The sequence below is a fragment of the Kordiimonas lacus genome (assembly GCF_001550055.1).
Lineage (GTDB): Bacteria > Pseudomonadota > Alphaproteobacteria > Sphingomonadales > Kordiimonadaceae > Kordiimonas > Kordiimonas lacus.
In genome coordinates this window covers 118,271-140,414 of sequence record NZ_LRUA01000001.1, presented here as the reverse complement: position 1 = coordinate 140,414, position 22,144 = coordinate 118,271, and the positions used below count along the sequence as shown (strand labels likewise).

Below are 22,144 nucleotides of genomic sequence, written 5' to 3'. Positions count from 1 at the left end.
CTTGGCGCTTCCGGGTGCCACGCTCTGAAAGCGACGGAGTAAAGATGATGGCTGCTGCTGTCAGTGCAAACAGGTTGGAATTGCTGCAGATCGCGGATCTTGTGGCGCGTGAAAAATCGATCGACAAGGACATCGTTCTTGAAGCCATGGAAGAGGCGATCCAGAAAGCGGCTCGTTCCCGCTATGGCGCTGAAAACGAAATCCGGGCCCAGATCGACAAGAACACCGGCGACATTCGCCTGTTCCGCGTTCTCGAGGTTGTCGAGGAAGTAGAAAACCCGGCTGTAGAGATCAGCCTGGAAGACGCCAAGGAAGACAAGCCGGACGCCGAAATCGGTGATTATCTGGCGTCCAGCCTGCCGCCGATGGACTTCGGCCGTATCGCTGCCCAAACCGCCAAGCAGGTGATTGTGCAGAAGGTGCGTGATGCAGAGCGTCAGCGTCAGTACGAAGAATATAAAGACCGCGTGGGTGAAACCATCACCGGCGTCGTCAAGCGCGTTGAATATGGTAACGTGATTGTGGATCTGGGTCGTGCGGAAGCTATCATGCGCCGAGACCAGGTGATCCCGCGTGAACATATCCGCCAGAACGAACGTATCCGTGGGTATATCTATGAAGTGCGCCGTGAAAACCGTGGCCCGCAAATCTTCATGTCCCGCACCAAGCCAGACTTTATGGCCGCCCTGTTTGCACAGGAAGTGCCAGAGATCTATGATGGCATTATCGAGATTCGTTCCGTAGCCCGCGATCCGGGCAGCCGTGCGAAAATCGCCGTGATCTCCAACGATGGCGGTATCGACCCGGTTGGTGCCTGCGTTGGTATGCGCGGTAGCCGCGTGCAGGCCGTTGTGAACGAGCTGCAGGGCGAGAAGATCGACATTATTCCTTGGTCCCCTGATGTGGCGTCCTTCATTGTGAACGCGCTGCAGCCTGCGGAAGTTTCCAAGGTGGTTCTGGACGAAGAGCGTTCCCGTGTTGAAGTGGTTGTGCCTGACGATCAGCTGTCGCTGGCCATTGGCCGCCGCGGCCAGAACGTGCGTCTGGCATCGCAGCTCACGGGCTGGACCATCGATATCATGACCGAGGCGGAAGAAAGCGAACGCCGCCAGGAAGAGTTCATGACCCAATCCAAGCGCTTCGTGGAAGCCCTGGATGTGGACGATACGCTGGCACACCTTCTGGTGGCTGAAGGCTTCACCGAGGTGGAAGAAATTGCTTACGTTGAGCCTGAAGAGCTTCTGGCTGTTGAAGGCTTCGACGACGATCTGGTGGCTGAGCTTCAGCGCCGTGCTGCTGACTTCCTTGAAGCTGAAGCGCGTGCTGCTGACGAAAAGCGCCGTGAGATGGGCGTTTCCGACGACCTCGCGGACGTTGAAGGCCTGACGCCACAGATGCTTGTGAAGCTGGGTGAAGACGAAGTGAAAACGCTTGAAGACTTCGCCGGCTGTGCAGCAGACGAGCTTACGAGCAAGGAAGATGGTATCCTGCGTGACTTCAGCCTGACTGAAGATGAAGCCAGCGATATGATCATGTCGGCGCGTGTGGTTCTGGGCTGGATTTCGGCTGAGGAAGCATTCGGTAATTCCGAGGAAGCTGAAGAAGCATCCGAAGAAGTGGCTGAAGAAGCTGCCGAAGAAGGCGCCGAAGAAGATGCAGCCGAGGCCGCTGAAGGCGACGCGGACGCCGCAGAAAAAGGCGAAGAGGCGTAAGGCCTCTTCCTCACCGCAAGTTGGAGCAGCCAATGCGAGAACGGCGGTGTATACTAACGATGCAGTCTGCGTCGGAGGATGCTCTGATCAGGCTGGTCATGAGCCCCGACGGCACTTTGGTGCCGGACGTGGCAGCCCGGTTGCCCGGGCGCGGCATGTGGGTTACTGCTGACCGGGCAATGATCGACCAGGCGGTTGAAAGCGGCCAGCTTGCAAAAGCGGCCAGCCGGTCCCTCAAGGCGCAGGTGCAGAAAAGCGCGGTGCCCGGGGATCTCGGCGAGACGATCGACCGCTTGCTTGAGCGCCGCTGTCTGGACCGTATGGGTCTGGAGCAACGCGCAGGACACCTGGTAACAGGCTTTGACAAGATCAAGGCCGCGCTTACCAAGAAGGGCACCGGCAAGCCGGCGCTTCTGGTGACTGCGACAGACGGCGCCGAAGACGGTCGGCGGAAGATCAAGGCTGCGGTTGGCGCGAAAGTGCCGGAAGTGGCTGTGTTTGACCGTGAAGCGCTCTCGAATGCGCTCGGTCGGGATAATGTTGTACATGTGCTGCTGATGCAAAGCGGCGGCACTGACAGGCTTAAGGTCGATTTTGGTCGACTTTATGGAATGCGCGGGCTAGGCCCGCTGATCAGTGAAGCGCCCTCTCATGAAGAAGGGCAGAGGAACGAAGATTAGTATGACTGACGAAAAGAAACTGACACTGTCTGGACGCGGCACCCTTGGAGTAGGCAAGGGGGTTGAGACCGGCCAAGTTCGTCAAAGCTTCAGCCATGGGCGCAGCAAGGCAGTCGTTGTAGAGCGCAAGAAGAAGCGCATCCTCAAGAAGGGCGCGACCGATACCGCAGCCCCTGAGGCCGCGCCAACAGCGCCGAAGCCACAAAAGACCTACGTTCCGAAGAAACCGGTTGGTGAAGGCGGAGGCAAGCTCTCAAACACTGAGCATGAAACTCGGCTGAAGGCCCTTGAGGAAGCGCAAAAGCGCGCCGAAGAGGAAGCCAAAGAGAAGGCAGAGCGCGAAGCACGCGAAGCTGCGGAAGCTGCAGAGCGCAAGAAGCGTGAAGCTGCTGAGGCTGCTGCTGCGGAAGCCGCGCACGACGATGAGGCGGAAGCCCGTGCCCGTGCCGAAGACGACGTCAAGAAAAAGAAAGCTGCAGACGCTGCCAAGAAGGCTGAAGTTGAAGCCGTCAAGAAGGCAGAAGAAGAGCTGAAGACCAAAGAAAAAGCGGAAGCGGAAGCGCGCAAGAAAGCTGAGCTTGAAGCGCGCGCTGTGCAGCTCAAGAAAGCCAGCGAAGCCCGCCAGGCGGCTGGCCCTGCTGGTGATGATGAGCGCAAAGGCAAGCCGAAGCGCGGCAAGGAACGCAAGGCAGGCCCGGGCGGCGATGACCGTAACCAGCGTGGCCGCGGCCGCGGCGACGACCGCCGCAAGGGTGGCCGCCTGACGATCTCCAGCGCCATGGGCGACGGTGAGCGTCAGCGTTCGCTCGCAGCCTACAAGCGCGCGCAAGCGAAGAAGCGTCAGGCCGAGATGGGCGGTAGCCAGCAGCAAACGCGCCAGGCCCGCGAAGTAACCATCCCTGAAGCCATTACGGTTCAGGAACTGGCGAACCGGATGGCTGAAAAAGCCGTTGCCGTGATCAAGGTTCTGATGGGTCTTGGCGTGATGGCAACCATCAACCAGGTTCTGGACCAGGATACGGCAGAGCTGGTGGTTCAGGAAATGGGCCACACGCCGAAGCGTGTATCGGACGCAGACGTTGAGATCGGCCTCACCGGCGGCGAGGACCAGGAAGGCGAACTGCTGCCACGTGCGCCAATCGTGACCGTTATGGGCCACGTTGACCACGGCAAGACCTCGCTTCTCGATGCGCTCCGTAAAGCCAACGTTGTGTCGGGCGAAGCCGGTGGCATCACCCAGCATATCGGCGCCTATCAGGTTAGCGTGAACGACAGCAAGATCACCTTCCTCGATACGCCAGGCCACGCCGCCTTTACCCAGATGCGGGCCCGCGGCGCCAGCGCGACGGACATCGTGATCCTGGTTGTGGCTGCTGACGACGGCGTGATGCCGCAAACCATTGAAGCCATCAACCACGCGAAAGCGGCTGAGGTTCCGATCATCGTGGCCATCAACAAGATGGACCGCGAAGGCGCCAACCCGGACCGTGTCAGGAACGAACTGCTGCAGCATGAAGTGGTGACCGAGAGCTTCTCGGGTGACGTTCAGGAAGTTGAAGTCTCCGCCAAAACCGGCGACGGCCTCGACAAACTGAAAGAAGCCATTGCGCTGCAGGCTGAAATTCTTGAGCTGAAGGCCAACCCTGACCGCTCCGCTGAAGGCGTGGTTGTGGAAGCCAAGCTTGATAAAGGCCGCGGTCCTGTTGCCACGGTTCTGGTACAGCGCGGCACCCTGAAAGTTGGTGATATCTTCGTGGCTGGCGCCGAATGGGGCCGGGTACGGGCATTGATCAACGACAAGGGTGATCAGGTACAGGAAGCTGGCCCAAGTGTGCCGGTGGAAGTGCTGGGCCTGAACGGGACGCCAGACGCGGGTGATGAGTTCGCTGTTGTGGACAACGAAAGCCGTGCACGTGAAGTGACGTCTTATCGCCAGGACCAGAACCGCAAGAAACGCCAGGCTGCTGCCGCTGCACCGAAGACGCTGGAGAGCATCTTCACGCAGATGAAGGAAAACGAAGGCCTGCAGACGTTCGAAGTTGTCATCAAGGGCGACGTTCAGGGTTCTGTGGAAGCCATCACCCAGGCGCTTGAAAAAGCGGGTAACGACGACATCCAGTGTCGCGTGATCCACGGCGCTGTGGGCGGTATCACCGAATCCGATATCACGCTTGCCCAGGCCAGCCATGCGCTGGTGATCGGCTTCAACGTACGCCCGAACAAGCAGGCGCGCGAAGCAGCCGAAGCCGAAGGCATCACGATCAAATATTACTCCGTGATCTATGACCTGATCGACGACGTGAAAGCCGCGATGGCTGGTCAACTGGGTCCGGAATACAAAGAGAATGTTATCGGCCAGGCGGAAATCCGCGAAGCCTTCCAGGCTGGCAAGGCCGGCAAGGCAGCAGGCTGTATGGTTGTCGACGGTTCGATCCGTAATGACCTCAAGGCTCGTATTCTGCGCGATGACGTGATCATCTACGAAGGCCAGATCGAGAACCTGCGCCGCTTCAAGGATGACGTGAAGGAAGTGCGCGCGGGCCAGGAATGTGGTCTGACGTTTGAAAACTATCACGACTTCAAGGCCGGCGACGTTCTCGAGGTTTATGAGCTGGAGGAAATGGAGCGCAAGCTTTAAGCCTGCGACGACCAGCCGATCAAGAGTGTTAGGAGGGGTGGTCCATCGGGGCCGCCCTCCGCTGTTTTAAGGATAAAGTCATGTCCAAATCTTCTCAAACTGGCGAACCCAGCCTGCGCCTGTTGCGCGTGGGCGAGAATGTGCGCCACGCCATTTCCGCGATTCTGACGCGCGGCGATGTGCAGGACCCTGACCTGGCCCGCGCGTCGGTAACCGTGTCTGAAGTGCGCATAAGCCCGGACTTGAGGAACGCCACGGTCTTCATCATGCCGCTGGGCGGTGATCCGAAGCTGACGGTGACCAAGGCGCTCAACCGCAACAGCGCCTTCATCCGCGGTGAGATGAGCAAGGTGGTGCATATGAAATATATGCCGCGCCTCAAGTTCAAGCTGGACGAAAGCTTCGACGAGGCCAGTCATATTGATGCCATCCTGCGCGACCCACGCGTGACCCGCGACCTTGAGCACAAGGACGAGGAAGAGTAGGCGTGGCACGGCGCAAGAAGGGCATCAAGGTTGACGGCTGGCTGGTGATCGACAAGCCGCTTGGCATCACCAGTTCCGGCGTGGTCGGCAAGGTGAAGTTCCTCACCAAGGCCCAGAAGGTGGGCCACGGCGGCACGCTTGACCCGCTGGCTTCCGGCATTCTGCCCATCGGGCTTGGCGAAGCCACCAAGACCATGCCTTTCATTGTTGATGCCTCGAAAGAGTATGCTTTTACCGTCAAATTCGGCACTGCGACCGATTCGGACGACCTTGAAGGCGAAATTATCGAATCCGGTGGCCGTATCCCTGAAGAAGCGGAAATTCTTGAGGTCCTGCCGCGCTTTACCGGCTCCATCGAGCAAATCCCGCCTGCCTACAGCGCCATCAAGGTGGACGGCCAGCGTGCCTACAAGCTGGCACGTGACGGCGAGCTGGTGGAACTCAAGGCAAGACGTGTTGAAATTCAAGAACTTAGCCTGACATCCTTCGACGCGGACCAGGGCGAGGCAGCGTTTCACGTGACCTGCGGCAAGGGCACCTATGTGCGCTCGCTGGCGCGCGACATCGCCCGTGCGGTGGATAGCTGCGGCCATGTGGTTCAGCTCAGGCGCCTTCGGGTTGGGCCCTTCAGCCTTAAGGACGCGATTTCACTGGAAAAACTGGAGGAGTTGGGCCATAGTGCGCCCGCTCAGGACTATGTAAGTCCGATTACGACAGCGCTGGACGACATCCCGGCGGTTGCCGTAACGGATGAGGAAGCGAAACGCATCAGATGCGGCATGACCCTCCTCAGGCCTGAGATCAAGCAAGGAACGCTTGTGTTGATGGACGGCGACGTGCCGCTGGCAGTCGCTGAAAACACCCATGGCACCATTCGCTCCTTGCGGGTCTTCAATATGTAACTTTTTTGTAGGAGAAGACGATGTCGATTACTGCTGAACGGAAACAAGAACTGATCAAAGAATACGCCACCAAAGAAGGCGACACCGGCTCCCCTGAGGTGCAGGTAGCAATTCTTTCCTCGCGTATTGCGACTTTGACCGAACACTTCAAAGACCACAAAGGGGATCACCATTCCCGTCGCGGTCTGATCAAGATGGTAAACCAGCGCCGCAAGCTGCTGGACTATCTTAAAGGCCAGGACGTAGAGCGTTACACGACGCTCATCGGTCGTCTGGGTCTGCGGAAGTAATTCAGTTCAGGGAGGCCGGTTCAAGGGAACCGGCCTTCTTCGCTTTTGGGACTTCCGTTTCAAACTTCCCCTGAAAGCGACAAGAAGACACGCCTTGGCTTCTAATCCGGGAGGCCTGGGATTTTTATTTAAGCGGGGCGTCTTCATAGGGAAGGCGCCGAAGTTGTCCGGCAGTGTAGTGCGATACCCGGGCAGCTGCTGAAAGGTTAGAAAATGTTCAATATTCATCGCAAAGAAATCGAATGGGGTGGCCGTACCCTCTCTCTGGAAACCGGTCATGTAGCTAGACAAGCTGATGGGGCCGTAATGGCCAAATATGGCGACACTGAAGTGCTGTGTACCGTTGTTGGTGCCAAGTCTCAGAAGCCAGGTCAGGACTTTTTCCCACTGACCGTAAACTATATCGAGAAATTCTACGCTGCCGGTAAGATCCCTGGCGGCTTCTTCAAGCGGGAAGGCCGCCCAAACGAAAAAGAAACGCTTGTGAGCCGCCTGATCGACCGTCCGATCCGTCCACTGTTCCCATCGGGCTTCAAAAACGAAGTTCAGGTGATCTGTACGGTTCTGAGCCACGACCTGGAAAACGATAGCGATATCGTTGCCATGATCGGCGCTTCTGCGGCCCTCACGCTTTCCGGTCTGCCATTCTTTGGCCCGATCGCCGGCGCGAAAGTTGGTTACAAGGACGGCGAATACATCCTGAACCCGACCCTTGATGAAGTGAAAGAGTCCGAGCTTGAGCTCGTTGTTGCAGGCACCAAAGACGCTGTTCTGATGGTTGAGTCTGAAGCAAAAGAACTTTCCGAAGACATCATGCTGGGCGCTGTGACCTTCGGTCATGACGAGCAGCAAAAAGTAATCGACGCAATCATCGAGCTTGCTGAAGTTGCTGCGAAAGATCCTTGGGAGCTTGAAGAAGGCCCGAACAAGGATGACTTGATCAAGGCGATCGCAGACGCTGGTGAAGCTGACCTGCGTGCCGCTTACGAGATCACTGCCAAGCAAGACCGCGTTCTGAAGATCAACGAAGCGAAAGCGAAGATCAAGGAAGCCGTTGCGCCTGTTCTGGAAGCCAACGAAGAGCTGACTGAACAGATGGTTGGTGACCTGACGAAGAAGCTTGAGAGCAAGATCGTCCGCGGTAACATCCTGGAGACAGGCAAGCGTATCGACGGCCGTAAGCTTGACGAAGTTCGTGACATCATGTCTGAAGTTGGTGTTCTGCCACGCAGCCACGGTTCCGCGCTTTTCACCCGTGGTGAAACGCAGGCCCTTGTTGTTGCAACGCTGGGCACCGGCGAAGATGAGCAGATCATCGACGCGCTCGAAGGCAGCTGGCGCTCCAACTTCATGCTGCACTATAACTTCCCACCCTTCTCTGTGGGCGAGTGTGGCCGCGTTGGCTTCACAGGCCGCCGCGAAGTGGGTCACGGCAAGCTGGCTTACCGCGCTGTTCGCGCTGTTCTGCCAAACGCTGAAGAGTTCCCATACACCATCCGTCTGGTGTCCGAGATCACTGAATCCAACGGCTCATCTTCGATGGCAACCGTGTGTGGTTCGGCTCTCGCCATGATGGACGCAGGTGTTCCAATCAGCCGTCCGGTTTCCGGTATCGCCATGGGCCTGATCAAAGAGGGCGACGATTTCGCAGTTCTCTCTGACATCCTGGGTGACGAAGACCACCTCGGCGACATGGACTTCAAGGTAGCTGGTACCGACAAAGGTGTGACTGCGCTGCAGATGGACATCAAGATCACCGGCATTACCCGCGAGATCATGGAAAAAGCACTGGCACAAGCTGCCGGCGGTCGTGGTTACATCCTTGATGAGATGAACAAAGCTCTGACTGGCGCGCGTACGGAACTTTCCGAGCATGCACCACGCATCGAGACCATGAAGATCCCATCAGACAAGATCCGCGAAGTGATCGGCACGGGCGGTAAAGTGATCCGTGAGATCGTTGAAGTGACCGGCGCCAAAGTGAACATCGAAGACGATGGCACGATCAAGATTGCGTCTTCCGTGGCTTCTGAAATTGAAGCAGCGAAAGCATGGATCAATGGCATCGTGGCTGAGCCAGAAGTAGGCACGATCTACAAAGGCAAGGTTGTCCGCATCATGGACTTCGGTGCGTTCGTGAACTTCATGGGCAGCCGTGACGGCCTCGTACACATCTCCGAGCTCGTTGAAGAGCGCGTGGAAAAAGTGACCGACGTTGTGAACGAAGGTGACGAAGTGTACGTGAAGTGCCTTGAAATCGACGGCCGCGGCAAGGTCCGCCTGTCGATGCGCGTGGTGAACCAGGAAACGGGTGAAGAAAACCCGGATGCTCGTCCACCAAAAGAGTCCCCCAAGAAGGGTGGCGGTCGACGCGACTAAGCAATTTTCCCTGACCGGGGAAGAACTGCTTAATTGATTTGAAACCGGCGTGTGTTACCATCACGCCGGTTTCACCCCTTTTAGGAGGGTCCGTTTTACGCTACGGTTGACTGAAAGACGGGCTAGGGTTTCGGGAGAGTTTGATGAGTTTTAGTTTGAATAGTATCCGCCTTGGCGGCAAAGAGGTCCTTCCCCTGATCGAGGGCGGCAAGGGCGTTGCGATTTCCACCGGTGCCAGTTCCGGCCCGTGGGCCGCAGCCGGCGGTATCGGCACGATTTCCGCTGTGATCGCAGATCAGTATGACGCGCACGGCAATGTGGAGCCCCATGAATATCTGGGCCGCACCCGGAAAGACCGCCATGAGGAAATGGTCGAGTACTCCATCAAGGGTACGATCGACCAGGTTCGCAAGGCGTGGGAGCTTTCCAAGGGCGAAGGCCTGATCAACATCAACATGCTTTGGGAAGTCGGCAGCGCGCAGCGAATCCTGCACGAAGTGCTCGAGAAAACCAAGGGCATGATCCACGGTGTAACCAGTGGTGCAGGCATGCCCTTCAAGCTGGGCGAGCTGACCAGCAAATATGGCGCGCACTATTACCCTATTGTGTCTTCCGGCCGGGCCTTTGGCCTTCTGTGGAAGCGCGCGTACAAGAATTTTGCAGAACGCCTTGGCGGCGTTGTGTATGAGGATCCATGGCTCGCGGGCGGTCACAATGGCCTGTCGAACGCCGAGGACCCCAACAAACCGGGCGATCCATACCCACGGGTTGTCGAGCTGCGCGCCATCATGCGCAAGCTTGGCCTTGACCATGTGCCGATCATCATGGCCGGCGGTGTGTGGAACCTCAAGGAATGGAAAGACTGGATCGACAACAAGGAAGTCGGCCCGATCATGTTCCAGTTCGGCACGCGCCCGCTGGTAACGAAAGAGAGCCCGATTTCCGACAAATGGAAGAAGAAGCTGCTGGGCCTGAAGCCTGGTGATGTGCTTCTCCAGAATTTCAGCCCGACCGGTTTCTTCTCCTCCGCGCTCAAGAACAGCTTCATTGGTGAGCTGGTGCAGCGGAATGATCGTCAGATCGAGTTCCGCACTGAAAAGGACGAAGAGTTCGACACTGAACTGCAGGTCGAGCGCAAGACCTACATCGTGCGCCGCGCCGACGAAGGCAAGGCACGCAAATGGCTGGCTGCCGGCTATGAGCGGGCGATGAAAACGCCTGACGGGTCCTTGATTTTCGTCACGCCTGAGAAATGCGCCGAAATCCGCAAGGACCAGGCCGACTGTGTTGGCTGCCTAAGTCAGTGCCGTTTCTCCTCGTGGGCGACGAACGAGAAGAACTCAACGGGCCGACTGGCGGACCCCAGGAGCTTCTGCATCCAGAAGACGCTCGAAGACGTGGCCCATGACGGCAGCGTTGACGATAACCTCGTGTTCGCAGGGCATAATGCGTTTCGTTTCGGATCCGATCCGTTCTACTCGAACGGCTTTATCCCAAGCGTCAAGCAACTGATGGACCGCATCGTCTCCGGCGACTAAAGCCTGAACAATCAGAATGCAGAAAGCCCGGCCATGTGCCGGGCTTTTTTGTTGTTCGCAGCATTATGTCGGCTGGGGGCGCAGGGCCGCCGGGGGCTTCAATCAAGCCCCTGCATTACCGGGTGCAGTCTTGGCTTTGCCAGACTTGTTTGGCTTCTTCTGCCCAGGCACAAAGGTGCCGTTCCTGATCCGGCGCGCCAGGTCCCGGCAGTATTCCTCGCGCAGTTCGTCGTTACGCTTGTTGGGAAGCCGCTTGATGGTGCGCTCGGCTGGCATTTTCTCCAGCTTTATCCCTGCGACATTGGCAATGGCTTGCAGGTAAGTGTGATGGTCCTCGACACAGTCTTCATACGTGAGCCTGACCGGCTCGATACCCTGTGTGGTGAAGAAATGCTCCCACAGCACCTGTTCCCGGGCGATGTTCTGGACACCCTTGTTTATCGGGAGGAATTTGTAGTCCAGATCGTCGCTGTAGCTTTCGCCCTTCGCCTTCAGGACCGTCTTGCTTTTGCTGTGCCGCCCATCATCAAAATTGTGATAAACGCCGGTCTTGTTCGAGATATAGCGTGAGATGGCCTGGCCCAGGATATCGTTCCGCTTCAGGTAAACCCAGGTGGCATCTTTGAAGACGTCATGAAAATAGGGAAACAGACCTTCCTCTGGTCGGTCTTCCCGAGTGCCCTGAAGGGCTGCCTCCGTGTGGGGCAGATACCGTGACATGACCTTGACGGAGAACACGCCGTTCTCTGTCACTTCCTCTTCAAAGAGCTTTTCCAGCTCCTTGTATTTATCGGCCTTGCCGGGACGCCAGTTCATGAACAATTCTCGGGCGGTGCCCAGCGAACGGGTATTCCGCATGTCCTCGCATATCATCGTCGAGCCAGACCGCATGGTCGAACAAATGACAATGGAAGGCGGTGTCTTGACGGACTTCTTTTTGCCGGACAGGAATTTCAGCATGCAGGACAATCTCTCGTTGGAGTGAAGGGTGCCACTATACTCATCATGGGAAAGGCCGCAAGTACAGGAATGGGCGGGCGTCACATCCCGGTTTCCTGGCCATGCCCAGGGGGCCGTTTATGCGCTGGTATTCAAGAAAGCGTGGGCGGGGGCCTACAGGCGCCGGCGCATGTAAACAACATCGTCTTCCGGGTTGTAGTTGTATGGCGTGGTTTCTTCAAACCCCAGCTTGCCATAAAGCGCGACGGCAGCTTCAAGCCGCCTCAGGCTGTCGAGCAGCATGGTTTTGTATCCAAGCGCCTTGGCGTGCTTCAGCAGGGCTTCACACAGCATGCGTCCGGCGCCTGTGCCCTGGCCTTGCGGCAGCACATACAGCCGTTTCATCTCACACACGTCACTATCGTGCGCCTTCAGGGCGACGGCCCCTATGGGGGTGTCACCCTGTTTGGCGATCAAGAGCAGCACATAGCCGTCCGGAAAGCGGGCCATCTCATCCTCGATGCCCTGGAAATCCAGGTCGATGGGCAGGAATTCGACAAATGCCCGGAAGATCGCCTTCACCGCGGCGATATCCTCCGGGCTTTCTGCTGTCGTCACAAGGGTCTCTGGTTCGTTGTTGGCCATTTTTATAGTGCCGGTCATCATCTGCCTTGCCATTCCATGTAACAGTCGGTCCCCTGATAGTGCGCATCGATGGGCTTTTCCATCAGGGCGAAATTCAGTTTCTCATACAGCCGCATGGCGGGCATGAGCTTGGTGTGGGTTTCAAGATACAGGCGCTTGCCGCCTTTGGCCTGGAAATAATCGATGACCGCCTCGCACAGCAGGCGCCCCAGGCCCAGGCCCTGCGCCGACGGGTCGACCCCAAGTTTGGTCAGCTCATAAATGCCGTTTCCGTCTGCTCGGATGGCGACGGTACCGAGAACATCATCGCCGCGTACGGCGAAGAAGATCTCCCCGCCACCGTCGAGAATTTCGCTTTCCGGGTTTTCAAGCGCGTGTCGGTGCACAGGCTCGACCGTGAAATATTTTTCCAGCCACGCCATATTCAGGTCATGGAATGCCTGCTTGTAGGCGCGCCGGTAGGGCACCACAGCAATGGCGTCCTGTTTATTCTGCGGCTGCGCGCTCATCACGGCCTCCCATCCATTCCATATAGTGGTTGGCACGCTCATAAGGGCTGGGCTCTGATGGTGTCAGCTTCTTGAAATTCAGTTTTTCATACAGGCGAATGGCGGGCGCGAGCTTGGTATTGGTCTCGAGATACAGCGTCTTGCCGCCGCGCGCGCAGAAGCGTTCGATCACCTTTTCACACAGGGCGCGGCCCATGCCGCCTTGCTGTACGGTTGGGTCGACCCCCAGTTTGGTCAGTTCATAGACACCCGGGGACTGCAGCTTCATGGCTACGGTGCCCACCGGTTTGCCGTCGATCAGGGTGAAATAAATCTCGCCACCCTTGGCAAGAATATGGCCCTCAGGGTCCGACAGGACAGTTTCGTCGATGGGTTCCATCTTGAAGTATTTCTCCACCCACCAGGCATTCAGGTCATAGAAGGCTTGCTTGAAGCGGATGTCATAGGGCACCAGCTCAAAATCGGGCGCCGCTTTCTGGCGCGCGGCCTGGCGTTCCTTCACCCGGTCGTACAGGCTCTTTTCGGCATAGGTGGCTTCCATGGCGTCAATGCCGGCGAGCAGTTTCGAGGCCCCGGCTTCGGTGTTTATGGCTTCAAGGTCCCGCCACAGCGGGCGCACCTCATCCACCATGGCCCGCCCGGCGGCCGTCAGTTGCACACATTTCTGGCGGCCGTCATCCATGGCGGTAGTTTCCACCAGGCCTTCCTTGATCATGCGCTTGACAGTCTGGCTGACGGCGGAATGCGAGAAACCGGCAAGACGGGCAATCTCGCCAATCGGCATGCTGCCATGTTCCGACAGGGCATAGACAGCGTAGAAATAACTCACCCGAAACTTGAGGCCAGCTTCCTCATAGATGCGGTCTGCATCGGCCGTCAGTTGTTCCTGCAGGCGGCGCATGCGGGTGCCGACACCTAGCTCAAAAAAGATTTCGTTGGGGATGCTCATGATTCTGTCCTCGCTATACTATAAGAAATTATATAAGTACTTATGTAATTTCGTCAAGAGGGTGAATTTCAGGTGTCTGAGCATAAAAAAGGCCGACCCGAAGGTCGGCCCTCTAACGCTAGGGTGCCGCTTGGATGGCAATGGTTAGAAGTCGAACCAGCTACTGTCGACCGTGTCATTAACACCTGCGAGCAACACACTGCCGCCATCCCAGCTGAGAAGCAGGCCGGCATCTGTCGCTGTGGCCGTGATGTCTTCAAACACGACGCCAGCGCCTGTTAGGTCAAGCACATCGTCATCGCCGTCGAAGCCGTAAATGACATCGTCACCGGCGTTTTCTTCAAAGACAAAGCGTTCGCTGCCGCCCGCCTTGCCGCCATAGAGCGTATCGTTGCCTTCACCGCCGTTTAGGGTGTCGCTGTCTTTGCCGCCAAACAACTGGTCATCACCGGCACCGCCTTCGATATAGTCGTTCTGGTTGCCACCGAACAGCATGTCGTTGCCGTCGCCACCGAAGATGGTGTCTTCGCCCTGGTTGGCAAAGACAGTGTCGTCGCCAACACCGCCGACAACCTTGTCGTTGCCGGTCTGGCCGCTGAACAGCACATCGTCGCCGCCAAGACCATAGAGCGTGTCGTCACCGACGCCGGCGCCCATTATGTCGTTACCATCGCCGCCGAACAGCTTGTCGTCGCCGATGCCCGACCAGAGGCTGTCGCCGCCGGTGTCGCCGTCAACGGTGTCGTCACCACCATCGTCATTGGCACCACCATCGTCATTGGCACCACCATCGTCGTTGGCACCGCCGTCATCGTTGGCACCACCGTCATCGTTGGCACCGCCGTCATCGTTGGCACCACCGTCATCGTTGGCACCGCCGTCGTCGTTGGCACCGCCGTCATCGTTGGCACCGCCGTCATCATTCGCGCCGCTGCCATCAGACGTGAAGTCTTCAATGTCCACAATGCCGTTCTGGTTCAGGTCAACCCATGACCCACCAACCAGCGTGTCGTCGCCAGCGCCGCCGAAGAGGGTGTCATCGCCTTCCAGGTCTTCAAGGTCGTCTCCGTCACCGATCAACAGATCGGCACCGCCGCCACCGCCCAGGAGGTCGTTCCCCTGGCCGCCATAGGCCTTGTCATTGCCGTTGGCGTCAGATCCGGCCCAGATGAAGTCGTCGCCGTCGCCGCCATCAAGGGTGTCATTGCCATTAAAGCCTGCGAGCGTATCGTCACCGTCGCCGCCGGTGAGCGTGTCGTCGTCCTGGCTTCCTTTGACGCGGTCATCGCCCGCATCGCCAACAATTTCTTCCCATTCGGCATCCTGTGCAGCCTCAAGGGCTTCGCGCTCCGCCTCATGGGCTTCTTCCAGGGCCTCATATTCGGCCTCTTTTGCGTCTTCCAGGGTCTCCCACTCAGCGTCCTGTTCTGCCTCGAGTGCGTCGATCAGAGCATGCAGTTCATCTTCGAGTGCATCCCATTCGGTGTCATGCTGCTCTTCAAGGCCCTGCCATTCTTCTGCTTGTGCAGACGCAAGGTCGGCGACCATGGCGTCATAATCCGCTTCAAACTCAGCCAGCTGTGCGGCATGGTCATCTTCAAGAGCCTGGCGTTGGGCATCATGGTTTGCGGCCAATGTGTCGTCCGCAGTGCCTGCGTCTTCTGCTGCGGCCCATTCGTCCGCCAGCTGTGCCTCAAGGGTCTCCCATTCAGCCAGAAGAGCCGCTTCCAAAGTGGCATAAGCCGCATCCAGTTCTTCCTTCAGGGCCAGCATGGCGGTCTCATGTTCTGCCTGAAGTGCTGACGCTTCAGTCTCATGTTCTGCTGAAAGGGCGTCCAGCGCGGCCTGCTTTTCTTCGTAAAGCGCATCCCATTCTGCCTCATGCTCGGCGGTCATGGCTTCAATGGCCGTGGTCCACTGGGCCTCAAGCTCGTCATATTCTGCTTGCTGCTGAGCTTCCAGCTCTTCCCACTGTGCTTCATGTTCGGCCTTCAATGCGTCAATGACCTCGTCACTGACATCTGTTTCGTCGTCATGAGCCTTGGGTGGATTGCCAGCAGCGCTGGCCGCCAACGGTGACGTTGGGGTAATTGATGTGATCACTCTTGCCTCCTACTGTGTGCCTGATTAGGCGGCTATATTAGTTGCCTGAATAGGGCATTTTGTAGGCGGAGAATTAAGAAAACGTCAAATAATACAATGACTTGACGCAAAATTGTCTTAAAATTTTTATAGAATTTTTATGGATTTGGGGATTGGCTTTATCAATCAATGATTTCCCGCTCGTACACACCCCACAGATAGCGCCGTTCAATCCAGCCTTCGGTGCCATCAATGTCAAGCTGGCACCAGATGCCTTCGCAGGATTTGACCTCACCAATCACGCCGGCGTCGGCAAGCAGCCGGGTGGCTGATGCCGGGGATGGGTCGTCATAAAGCTTGCGGGTTGTGCCGATGATCATGGCGGTGCGGCGCGAGGACAGAAGCGATACATGCATCCATCCGGTGGTGCCTTCATGATCGCGTACCTGACGCCAGGCCCGGTGCTCGTCAATCACTTCAAGAGGTAGTTGGGTGCGCTCGTACACCCACAGAATGGGGTACTGCCTGCCGGGTCCCGAGCGCATGAACGCCTTGCTGGCGGCAAGGGAAATCAGTCGGGGCAGTGGCTGACCACTTTCTCCGACACGCGGCTCCTGTGCCCCCGATTGGGCGTGAGTCGGCAGGGATTGCCCCAAAAGCCCACTGAAAAGCATCAAAATCGACAAAAAGCGCAGCATAACACCCCTTTCCCAGTCGCTTGACGTTTGAACTGGCCTCCACCTTCTGGTACTAGAAGCGCATGGTCTGAGGCAAGCACTGTCTCGCGGTTCTGAAAAAGGTATTTGTGGCCCATGGCTCAAAAAGGAAATCGGCAGCGTACCAAGGTTGTTGTCACCCGTAAGCTGCCTGACAATATTGAAACCCGCATGGCGGAGCTTTTTGACGTGCAACTGAACCTGGCGGACAAGCCGCTAGGCAAGGAAGGGCTGATCAAAGCCGTCCAGACAGCTGACGTTCTGGTGCCAACGGTGACCGACCAGGTGGACGCCGAAGTGATCGCGGCCGCTGGCAAGAATCTGAAGATGATCGCCAACTTTGGCGCCGGTGTGAACCATATCGACACCAAGGCCGCGCAGGAAAAGGGCATTGTCATTACCAATACGCCCGGCGTGCTGACGGAAGACACGGCAGACCTCGCCATGGCGCTGCTACTTTCTGTGCCGCGCCGCCTGTTTGAAGGCGAAAAAATCCTGCGTGCCGGGGACTGGACGGGTTGGACACCCACTTTCCTGATGGGGCACCGCATCCAGGGCAAGCGCCTGGGCATTATCGGCATGGGCCGAATCGGCACCGCGATTGCGCGCCGGGCCAAGGCCTTCAACATGGCCGTGCACTATCACAAGCGCTCCCGCCTGCCGGAAGACGTGGAAGCCGAACTTGAGGCAACCTATTGGGATGATCTGGACGAGATGCTCAGCCGGATGGATTTCGTGTCCGTCAACTGCCCGCTCACCGACGAGACGCATCATCTGCTGGACCGGGCGCGCATGAAAAGGCTGCAGCCTCACGCGGTGATCATCAACACCGCGCGCGGTGAGATTATTGACGAGGAAGCGCTGGCTGACCTGATTGAAGTGGGCCGCATCGCCGGCGCCGGCCTTGACGTGTTCGAGCAGGAGCCGGAGATCAATCCGAAGCTGATGGAGCTCGACAATGTGGTGCTGTTGCCGCATATGGGCTCCGCCACCGTTGAAGCGCGCATGGCCATGGGCGAGAAAGTCCTGATCAATATCCGCGCCTATGCCGACGGCCACCGGCCGCCGGACCGCGTAGTGCCCTATTGATCAAACCCAGTAACAGACCTATATCGGCCGCACCTAATGTGCGGTCGTCGCCCATCGAGGCCAACAACTGTCACAGTATGAGTTAGAAACGGTTATGACCGACCAAAAGAACATCCGCAATTTTTCGATCATTGCGCACATTGACCACGGCAAGTCCACGCTGGCTGACCGCCTGATCCAGAATACCGGCGCATTGACCGACCGGGAAATGAAGGCGCAGATCCTCGATTCGATGGATATCGAGCGCGAACGCGGCATTACCATCAAGGCCCAGACCGTGCGTCTGGAATATAAAGCCAAGGATGGCCAGAATTATACGCTGAACCTGATGGACACGCCGGGCCATGTTGACTTTGCCTATGAAGTCAGCCGCTGTCTGGCTGCGTGCGAAGGCTCGATCCTGGTGGTGGATGCCAGCCAGGGCGTGGAAGCCCAGACACTGGCAAACGTCTATCAGGCCATTGAGAACGATCATGAAATCGTGCCGGTGCTGAACAAGATTGACCTGCCGGCTGCGGAACCAGACCGCGTGCGCCAGCAGATCGAAGATGTGATCGGCATCGACGCCACCGAAGCGGTGGAATGTTCTGCGAAATCAGGCATCGGCATCGATGACGTGCTTGAAGCCATTGTCGAGCGCCTGCCGGCACCTGAAGGTGATCCGGACGCGCCACTGAAGGCCATGCTGGTGGATAGCTGGTACGATGCTTATTTGGGCGTGATGGTTCTGGTGCGGGTGATCGACGGCAAGATCAAGAAAGGCCAGACCATCAAGATGATGGCGGCTGACGCCGAGCACCAGATCGAACGTGTGGGCGTGTTCACGCCGAAGGGCGTGATCGTGCCTGAACTCGGGCCCGGCGAAGTGGGCTTTATTACGGCATCGATCAAGGAAGTGGCCGACACCCACGTGGGTGACACCATCACCGAGGTGAAGCGGCCGTGTGCCAAGGCGCTGCCGGGCTTCCAGCCCAGCCGGTCCGTGGTTTTCTGTGGCCTGTTCCCGGCGGACACGAGCGAGTTCGAGCGCCTGCGCGACGCCTTGCAGAAGCTGCGCCTGAATGACGCCAGCTTCGAGTATGAGATGGAATCGTCCGCGGCTCTGGGCTTTGGTTTCCGCTGTGGCTTCCTCGGCATGCTGCACCTGGAGATCATCCAGGAGCGCCTGCTGCGCGAATTTGACCTCGAGCTGATCACCACCAGCCCAAGCGTGATCTACAAGATCCACATGACGGATGGGTCGATGATTGAGCTTCACAACCCGGCGGACATGCCGGACGCGGTGAAGATCGACCACATCGAAGAGCCATGGATCAACGCCACGATCCTGGTGCCGGATGAGCATCTGGGTGCAGTGCTGAAGCTGTGCGAAGACAAGCGCGGCATTCAGGAAGACCTGACGTACGCAGGCACGCGCGCCATGTTGAAGTACCGCCTGCCGCTCAACGAAGTGGTATATGACTTCTATGACCGCTTGAAATCTGTCAGCCGCGGCTACGCAAGCTTCGACTATGACCTATACGGCTACGAAGAATCAGACCTGGTGAAAATGTCGATCCTGGTGAACGCCGAGCCTGTGGACGCGCTCTCCATGCTGGTGCACCGCAGCCAGGCGGAAGGCCGGGGCCGGGCGCTGTGTGAGCGCCTCAAGGACCTGATCCCACGCCAGCTGTTCAAGATTCCGATCCAGGCAGCCATCGGTGGCCGGGTCATCGCCCGCGAAACCATTTCGGCCATGCGCAAGGACGTGACGGCAAAATGTTACGGCGGCGACGTGACGCGGAAGAAGAAGCTTCTGGAAAAGCAGAAGAAGGGTAAGGCCAAGATGCGCATGTACGGGAAAGTGGAAATCCCGCACAACGCCTTTATCGCTGCGCTCAAGATGCGGGAAAACTAAGTGGCTGAAAGCGTCGACATCAACCAACTGGCAGTGGCGGCAAAGGCCGGGGACGCCGACGCCCAATATAAGATGGCAGCTTACCTGTCTGGTGAAGGCCAGAAGGATGCGGCCATTAAAATGCTCAAGGCCGCGGCCACCGCAGGCCACCTTGATGCGCGTTTCACGCTCGCAAACTTCATGCTGTCCGGCCATATGGTCGACCGCGATGTCAGCCACGCCGTGCAGGTTCTTGCACAGGCTGCTGCCAAGGGGCATGAAGCCGCGACGCGGCTACTGGCTGTCCTCAAGGCCATGGGGCATGGCTGTGAGGCGGATTGGCCCGCGGCTGTGGCGCTTCTGGTTACCGGCGCCCGCCAGGGCCACATTCTGGCGCTGGCTGAACTGGCGCTCCTGCGGGAGCTTTACGGCTTTAATGATGACCTGAATACCGCGCTTCTCTTGGCGGCAGCCACCCGCGGCAACATTATTGCCGCCATGCAGCTTGTCAGTCGCCACCTGAAGGGCGACCGGACGATCGAAGCGGGCCTGGCCAAGCAATGGACTCAGCAGGGCCGTCAACTGGGGCATCCGTTGGCGGGTAACCTGCTGCCAGCTTTTGAAGCTGTTGAAGCGGCACCACTGCCTGACCCAACGGCAATACCCGATATTCCGGAAGACCTGCTCTCGGATTTGGCGACAGCGCCCGAATCGCTTGCCCGCCCGCAAGCGCGGGTGGAGCTGGATCGCCCGCATGTAGAAACAATTGAAGGGCTGATCAGCCACGCCTTGTGCGAACATATCATCGCAGCCTCCGCACCGAGCCTCGCGCCTGCGCGGGTGGTGGACCCCAAGAGCGGTGAGTTGCGTGCGGACCCCTACCGCCATTCCTATAACATGGCCTTCTGGCCTGCCGACCTTGACCTGGTTCTCTATGCCATTGGCGCGCGCATGTGTGCAGCGGCTGGCGTTACGCCGGATCACGGCGAAATGCTGAGCGTGCTCTATTATCAGCCCGGTATGTATTATGGGCCGCACTATGATTGCCTGGTACCGGGCGCGGACGGCCAGAATGCCGAACTTGAGCGCAGCGGCCAGCGGCCCAAAACCGTGCTGATTTATCTGAATGACGGCTATGAGGGCGGCAGCACCAGCTTTGTCCGTGCTGGATTCGCGCATAAAGGCGGCATAGGGGACGCCATCGTGTTTCAGAATGTGCTAGCAGATGGTGAAATCGATGAACAATCGCTGCATGAAAGCACGCCTGTGACAGGCGGCGTGAAGTGGATTGCGTCCAAATGGATCCGGGAAAAAAGCTATCAATTTTAATGGCTTTGCCCTTTTCCTCGATAGGGCTGATGTGGGACCAACGAAAAATTTTTTCGCCAGATTCCTGATTTGTGATTTTTCGAGACTCTGTTTACCGGTTGTTAACAGGCTTCATTCTATAAAGAGGATGCTGATACAGCCTAATAGCTCCCTTGATCTGACTGTGTCGCGCGGAACCGCATGTCCTCCCCCGATTGCGGTTCCGCTTTTTTATGTGCTCCTCTTTTTCGATGCTCTTTTGCCCCTTCCTCTTGCATGCTGTGCCAAGATGACTTTGAATGTAGCTTCAATTGAAACGGCAAGGTCTGGTATGCAGTTGATCCGGTTGATCATTTTGACACTCTCAATGGTAAGCACCCTTGTGCTGGCTCAGCCCGCCCTTGCCCAGTTGCAGGGTGACGGTGAAGACCCGCGCCAGCTGGCACATGACATATATGTCGGCGTCAACCGGGGATCGCCTCCGGCTGCAGTGGCATTGAAGCTGGCTGACGTGATCAGGGTGTACCGCTTCCGTTGCACCCGGGTGACGGATTATCAGGTTTACGTATCGCGTCCCAATCTTCTGGACATCAAGGTCAAATGCAGCGGCGACCCGCTTTACGGTGTCACTGTGGCCTCGAACGGCTATGTGGCCGTCTATGGCGGTAACGGCATTCTGGGCGCGCTCGACCGCCGGGACGGGCTGATCTACAGCTTCTCGGCATCAGGCGATGTGGAATCCGATTCGCGCCTTACCGCGGATCAGGCGCTGGACGAAACCGTTGATCGGCTGCAGCTGGATGACGGCATGAACCTCTGGTACGTGATGGCGATGTTTGCCGTGCTGCTGGCCCTGATGATCCTGATTGCCGGTGTGTGGATGAAGATGTGGCGCCGCCGGGACGCAAAGAAGCGCGAACGGCGCAAGATCAAGCCCATGGCACGCCATACGGTACAGGCCACAACTGACGTCAAGGATATGCTTTTGAAGGAAAGCACCCGGGTGGCAGCCAATATCTACAAGCACCCATCGGGTATCTTCATTGCGCGCGGCAAACGCGGCAAGCGGCGCTTCTTTCGCTCACGCTTCTGGGCGGCCATGTATCGGTCTATCGGCCTCAGAATGTTTGAGACAGGCGCCCCTCAAGTGATGCATGTGGACATGCCGGGCGAGGCCGAAACCCCGCAAGGCTAGCGCTGGAAGGGCGGTGTCCAGTCGATGCCGGTGGTGATCGAGAACAGGTGTGCGGCGAAAACGAAGAAGCCGACAATCCCCAGAAACTGGATATAGAAGGGCGGTATCAGCGATACCGTCCCCATCTCATGCTTTTTTTCGCGCCAGTAGCCAAACAGCCACACCAGCACGCAGGCCACCAGGCCGATAATCGTTCCCTTGAGTGACACTGT

General features: G+C 57.8%; 20 protein-coding genes. 13 read left to right on the top strand and 7 right to left on the bottom strand.

The window, feature by feature from the left end; all coding sequences use genetic code 11:
* Positions 1–44: 44 nt before the first annotated feature.
* The 8 genes from nusA (at position 45) to KORLAC_RS00600 (ending at position 10,624) form a co-directional block, all read left to right on the top strand.
* Positions 45–1,712: a transcription termination factor NusA gene (gene nusA / locus KORLAC_RS00635; protein ID WP_068301248.1), complete on the top strand. Its 1,668-nt coding sequence runs from the start codon at positions 45–47 to the stop codon at positions 1,710–1,712.
* 20 nt (positions 1,713–1,732) lie between these two features.
* Positions 1,733–2,392, top strand: a complete 660-nt coding sequence (locus tag KORLAC_RS00630) for an RNA-binding protein (protein ID WP_277620366.1) — start codon at positions 1,733–1,735, stop codon at positions 2,390–2,392.
* 1 nt (position 2,393) lies between these two features.
* Positions 2,394–5,030, top strand: coding sequence for a translation initiation factor IF-2 (infB, locus tag KORLAC_RS00625; RefSeq protein ID WP_068301243.1), 2,637 nt, complete (start codon positions 2,394–2,396; stop codon positions 5,028–5,030).
* Positions 5,031–5,110: 80 nt separating this feature from the next.
* The gene (rbfA, locus tag KORLAC_RS00620) at positions 5,111–5,515 is read left to right on the top strand and encodes a 30S ribosome-binding factor RbfA (RefSeq protein WP_068301240.1); all 405 of its coding nucleotides are present in this window, start codon (positions 5,111–5,113) and stop codon (positions 5,513–5,515) included.
* 2 nt (positions 5,516–5,517) lie between these two features.
* On the top strand, positions 5,518–6,417 hold the full coding sequence (gene truB, locus KORLAC_RS00615) for a tRNA pseudouridine(55) synthase TruB (protein WP_068301238.1): 900 nt from the start codon (positions 5,518–5,520) through the stop codon (positions 6,415–6,417).
* Positions 6,418–6,437: 20 nt separating this feature from the next.
* Positions 6,438–6,707 (top strand): 30S ribosomal protein S15, encoded by a 270-nt coding sequence (gene rpsO / locus KORLAC_RS00610; RefSeq protein WP_068301236.1) that lies wholly within the window; start codon positions 6,438–6,440, stop codon positions 6,705–6,707.
* Between the two features lie 213 nt (positions 6,708–6,920).
* Positions 6,921–9,086, top strand: coding sequence for a polyribonucleotide nucleotidyltransferase (gene pnp, locus KORLAC_RS00605; protein WP_068301231.1), 2,166 nt, complete (start codon positions 6,921–6,923; stop codon positions 9,084–9,086).
* 143 nt (positions 9,087–9,229) lie between these two features.
* Positions 9,230–10,624: an NAD(P)H-dependent flavin oxidoreductase gene (locus KORLAC_RS00600; RefSeq protein ID WP_068301228.1), complete on the top strand. Its 1,395-nt coding sequence runs from the start codon at positions 9,230–9,232 to the stop codon at positions 10,622–10,624.
* A gap of 102 nt (positions 10,625–10,726) precedes the next feature.
* On the opposite strand, the gene KORLAC_RS00595 is transcribed toward KORLAC_RS00600, so the two are convergent.
* Positions 10,727–11,482, bottom strand: a complete 756-nt coding sequence (locus tag KORLAC_RS00595; RefSeq protein WP_241493349.1) for a Stf0 family sulfotransferase — start codon at positions 11,480–11,482, stop codon at positions 10,727–10,729.
* On the opposite strand from KORLAC_RS00595, the gene KORLAC_RS19005 reads away from it, so the two are divergent.
* Positions 11,439–11,609: a hypothetical protein gene (locus KORLAC_RS19005; RefSeq protein ID WP_241493355.1), complete on the top strand. Its 171-nt coding sequence runs from the start codon at positions 11,439–11,441 to the stop codon at positions 11,607–11,609. The genes KORLAC_RS00595 and KORLAC_RS19005 overlap by 44 nt on opposite strands.
* 128 nt (positions 11,610–11,737) lie before the next feature.
* On the opposite strand, the gene KORLAC_RS00590 is transcribed toward KORLAC_RS19005, so the two are convergent.
* The 5 genes from KORLAC_RS00590 to KORLAC_RS00570 all read right to left on the bottom strand — a co-directional run bounded on the left by KORLAC_RS00590 (position 11,738) and on the right by KORLAC_RS00570 (position 16,293).
* The gene (locus tag KORLAC_RS00590) at positions 11,738–12,181 is read right to left on the bottom strand and encodes a GNAT family N-acetyltransferase (protein ID WP_160328565.1); all 444 of its coding nucleotides are present in this window, start codon (positions 12,179–12,181) and stop codon (positions 11,738–11,740) included.
* 44 nt (positions 12,182–12,225) lie between these two features.
* Positions 12,226–12,717, bottom strand: coding sequence for a GNAT family N-acetyltransferase (locus KORLAC_RS00585; protein ID WP_068301218.1), 492 nt, complete (start codon positions 12,715–12,717; stop codon positions 12,226–12,228).
* Positions 12,695–13,666 carry a bifunctional helix-turn-helix transcriptional regulator/GNAT family N-acetyltransferase gene (locus KORLAC_RS00580; RefSeq protein ID WP_068301216.1) on the bottom strand — a complete coding sequence of 324 codons (972 nt, stop codon included), beginning with the start codon at positions 13,664–13,666 and terminating at the stop codon, positions 12,695–12,697. The genes KORLAC_RS00585 and KORLAC_RS00580 overlap by 23 nt, the downstream gene beginning before the upstream one ends.
* Positions 13,667–13,810: 144 nt before the next feature.
* On the bottom strand, positions 13,811–15,769 hold the full coding sequence (locus KORLAC_RS00575; protein ID WP_139167675.1) for a calcium-binding protein: 1,959 nt from the start codon (positions 15,767–15,769) through the stop codon (positions 13,811–13,813).
* 161 nt (positions 15,770–15,930) lie between these two features.
* The gene (locus tag KORLAC_RS00570; RefSeq protein WP_160328564.1) at positions 15,931–16,293 is read right to left on the bottom strand and encodes an SH3 domain-containing protein; all 363 of its coding nucleotides are present in this window, start codon (positions 16,291–16,293) and stop codon (positions 15,931–15,933) included.
* A 267-nt stretch (positions 16,294–16,560) separates the two neighbouring features.
* Here KORLAC_RS00570 and KORLAC_RS00565 point away from each other — a divergent pair, with 267 nt between their 5' ends.
* From KORLAC_RS00565 to KORLAC_RS00550, 4 genes are all read left to right on the top strand, one after another.
* Complete coding sequence (locus tag KORLAC_RS00565; protein WP_068301206.1) at positions 16,561–17,553, top strand: 2-hydroxyacid dehydrogenase; 993 nt, start codon at positions 16,561–16,563, stop codon at positions 17,551–17,553.
* A gap of 94 nt (positions 17,554–17,647) precedes the next feature.
* A complete protein-coding gene (gene lepA, locus KORLAC_RS00560) occupies positions 17,648–19,450 on the top strand; it encodes a translation elongation factor 4 (protein ID WP_068301204.1) in 1,803 nt (600 codons plus the stop codon).
* Positions 19,451–20,758, top strand: a complete 1,308-nt coding sequence (locus tag KORLAC_RS00555) for a 2OG-Fe(II) oxygenase (RefSeq protein WP_068301201.1) — start codon at positions 19,451–19,453, stop codon at positions 20,756–20,758.
* Positions 20,759–21,104: 346 nt separating this feature from the next.
* Entirely contained in the window at positions 21,105–21,932 is an 828-nt protein-coding gene (locus KORLAC_RS00550) for a hypothetical protein (protein WP_139167674.1), read from the top strand.
* Here KORLAC_RS00550 and KORLAC_RS00545 read toward each other — a convergent pair.
* Entirely contained in the window at positions 21,929–22,141 is a 213-nt protein-coding gene (locus KORLAC_RS00545; RefSeq protein WP_068301195.1) for a hypothetical protein, read from the bottom strand. The genes KORLAC_RS00550 and KORLAC_RS00545 overlap by 4 nt on opposite strands.
* Positions 22,142–22,144: the final 3 nt, after the last annotated feature.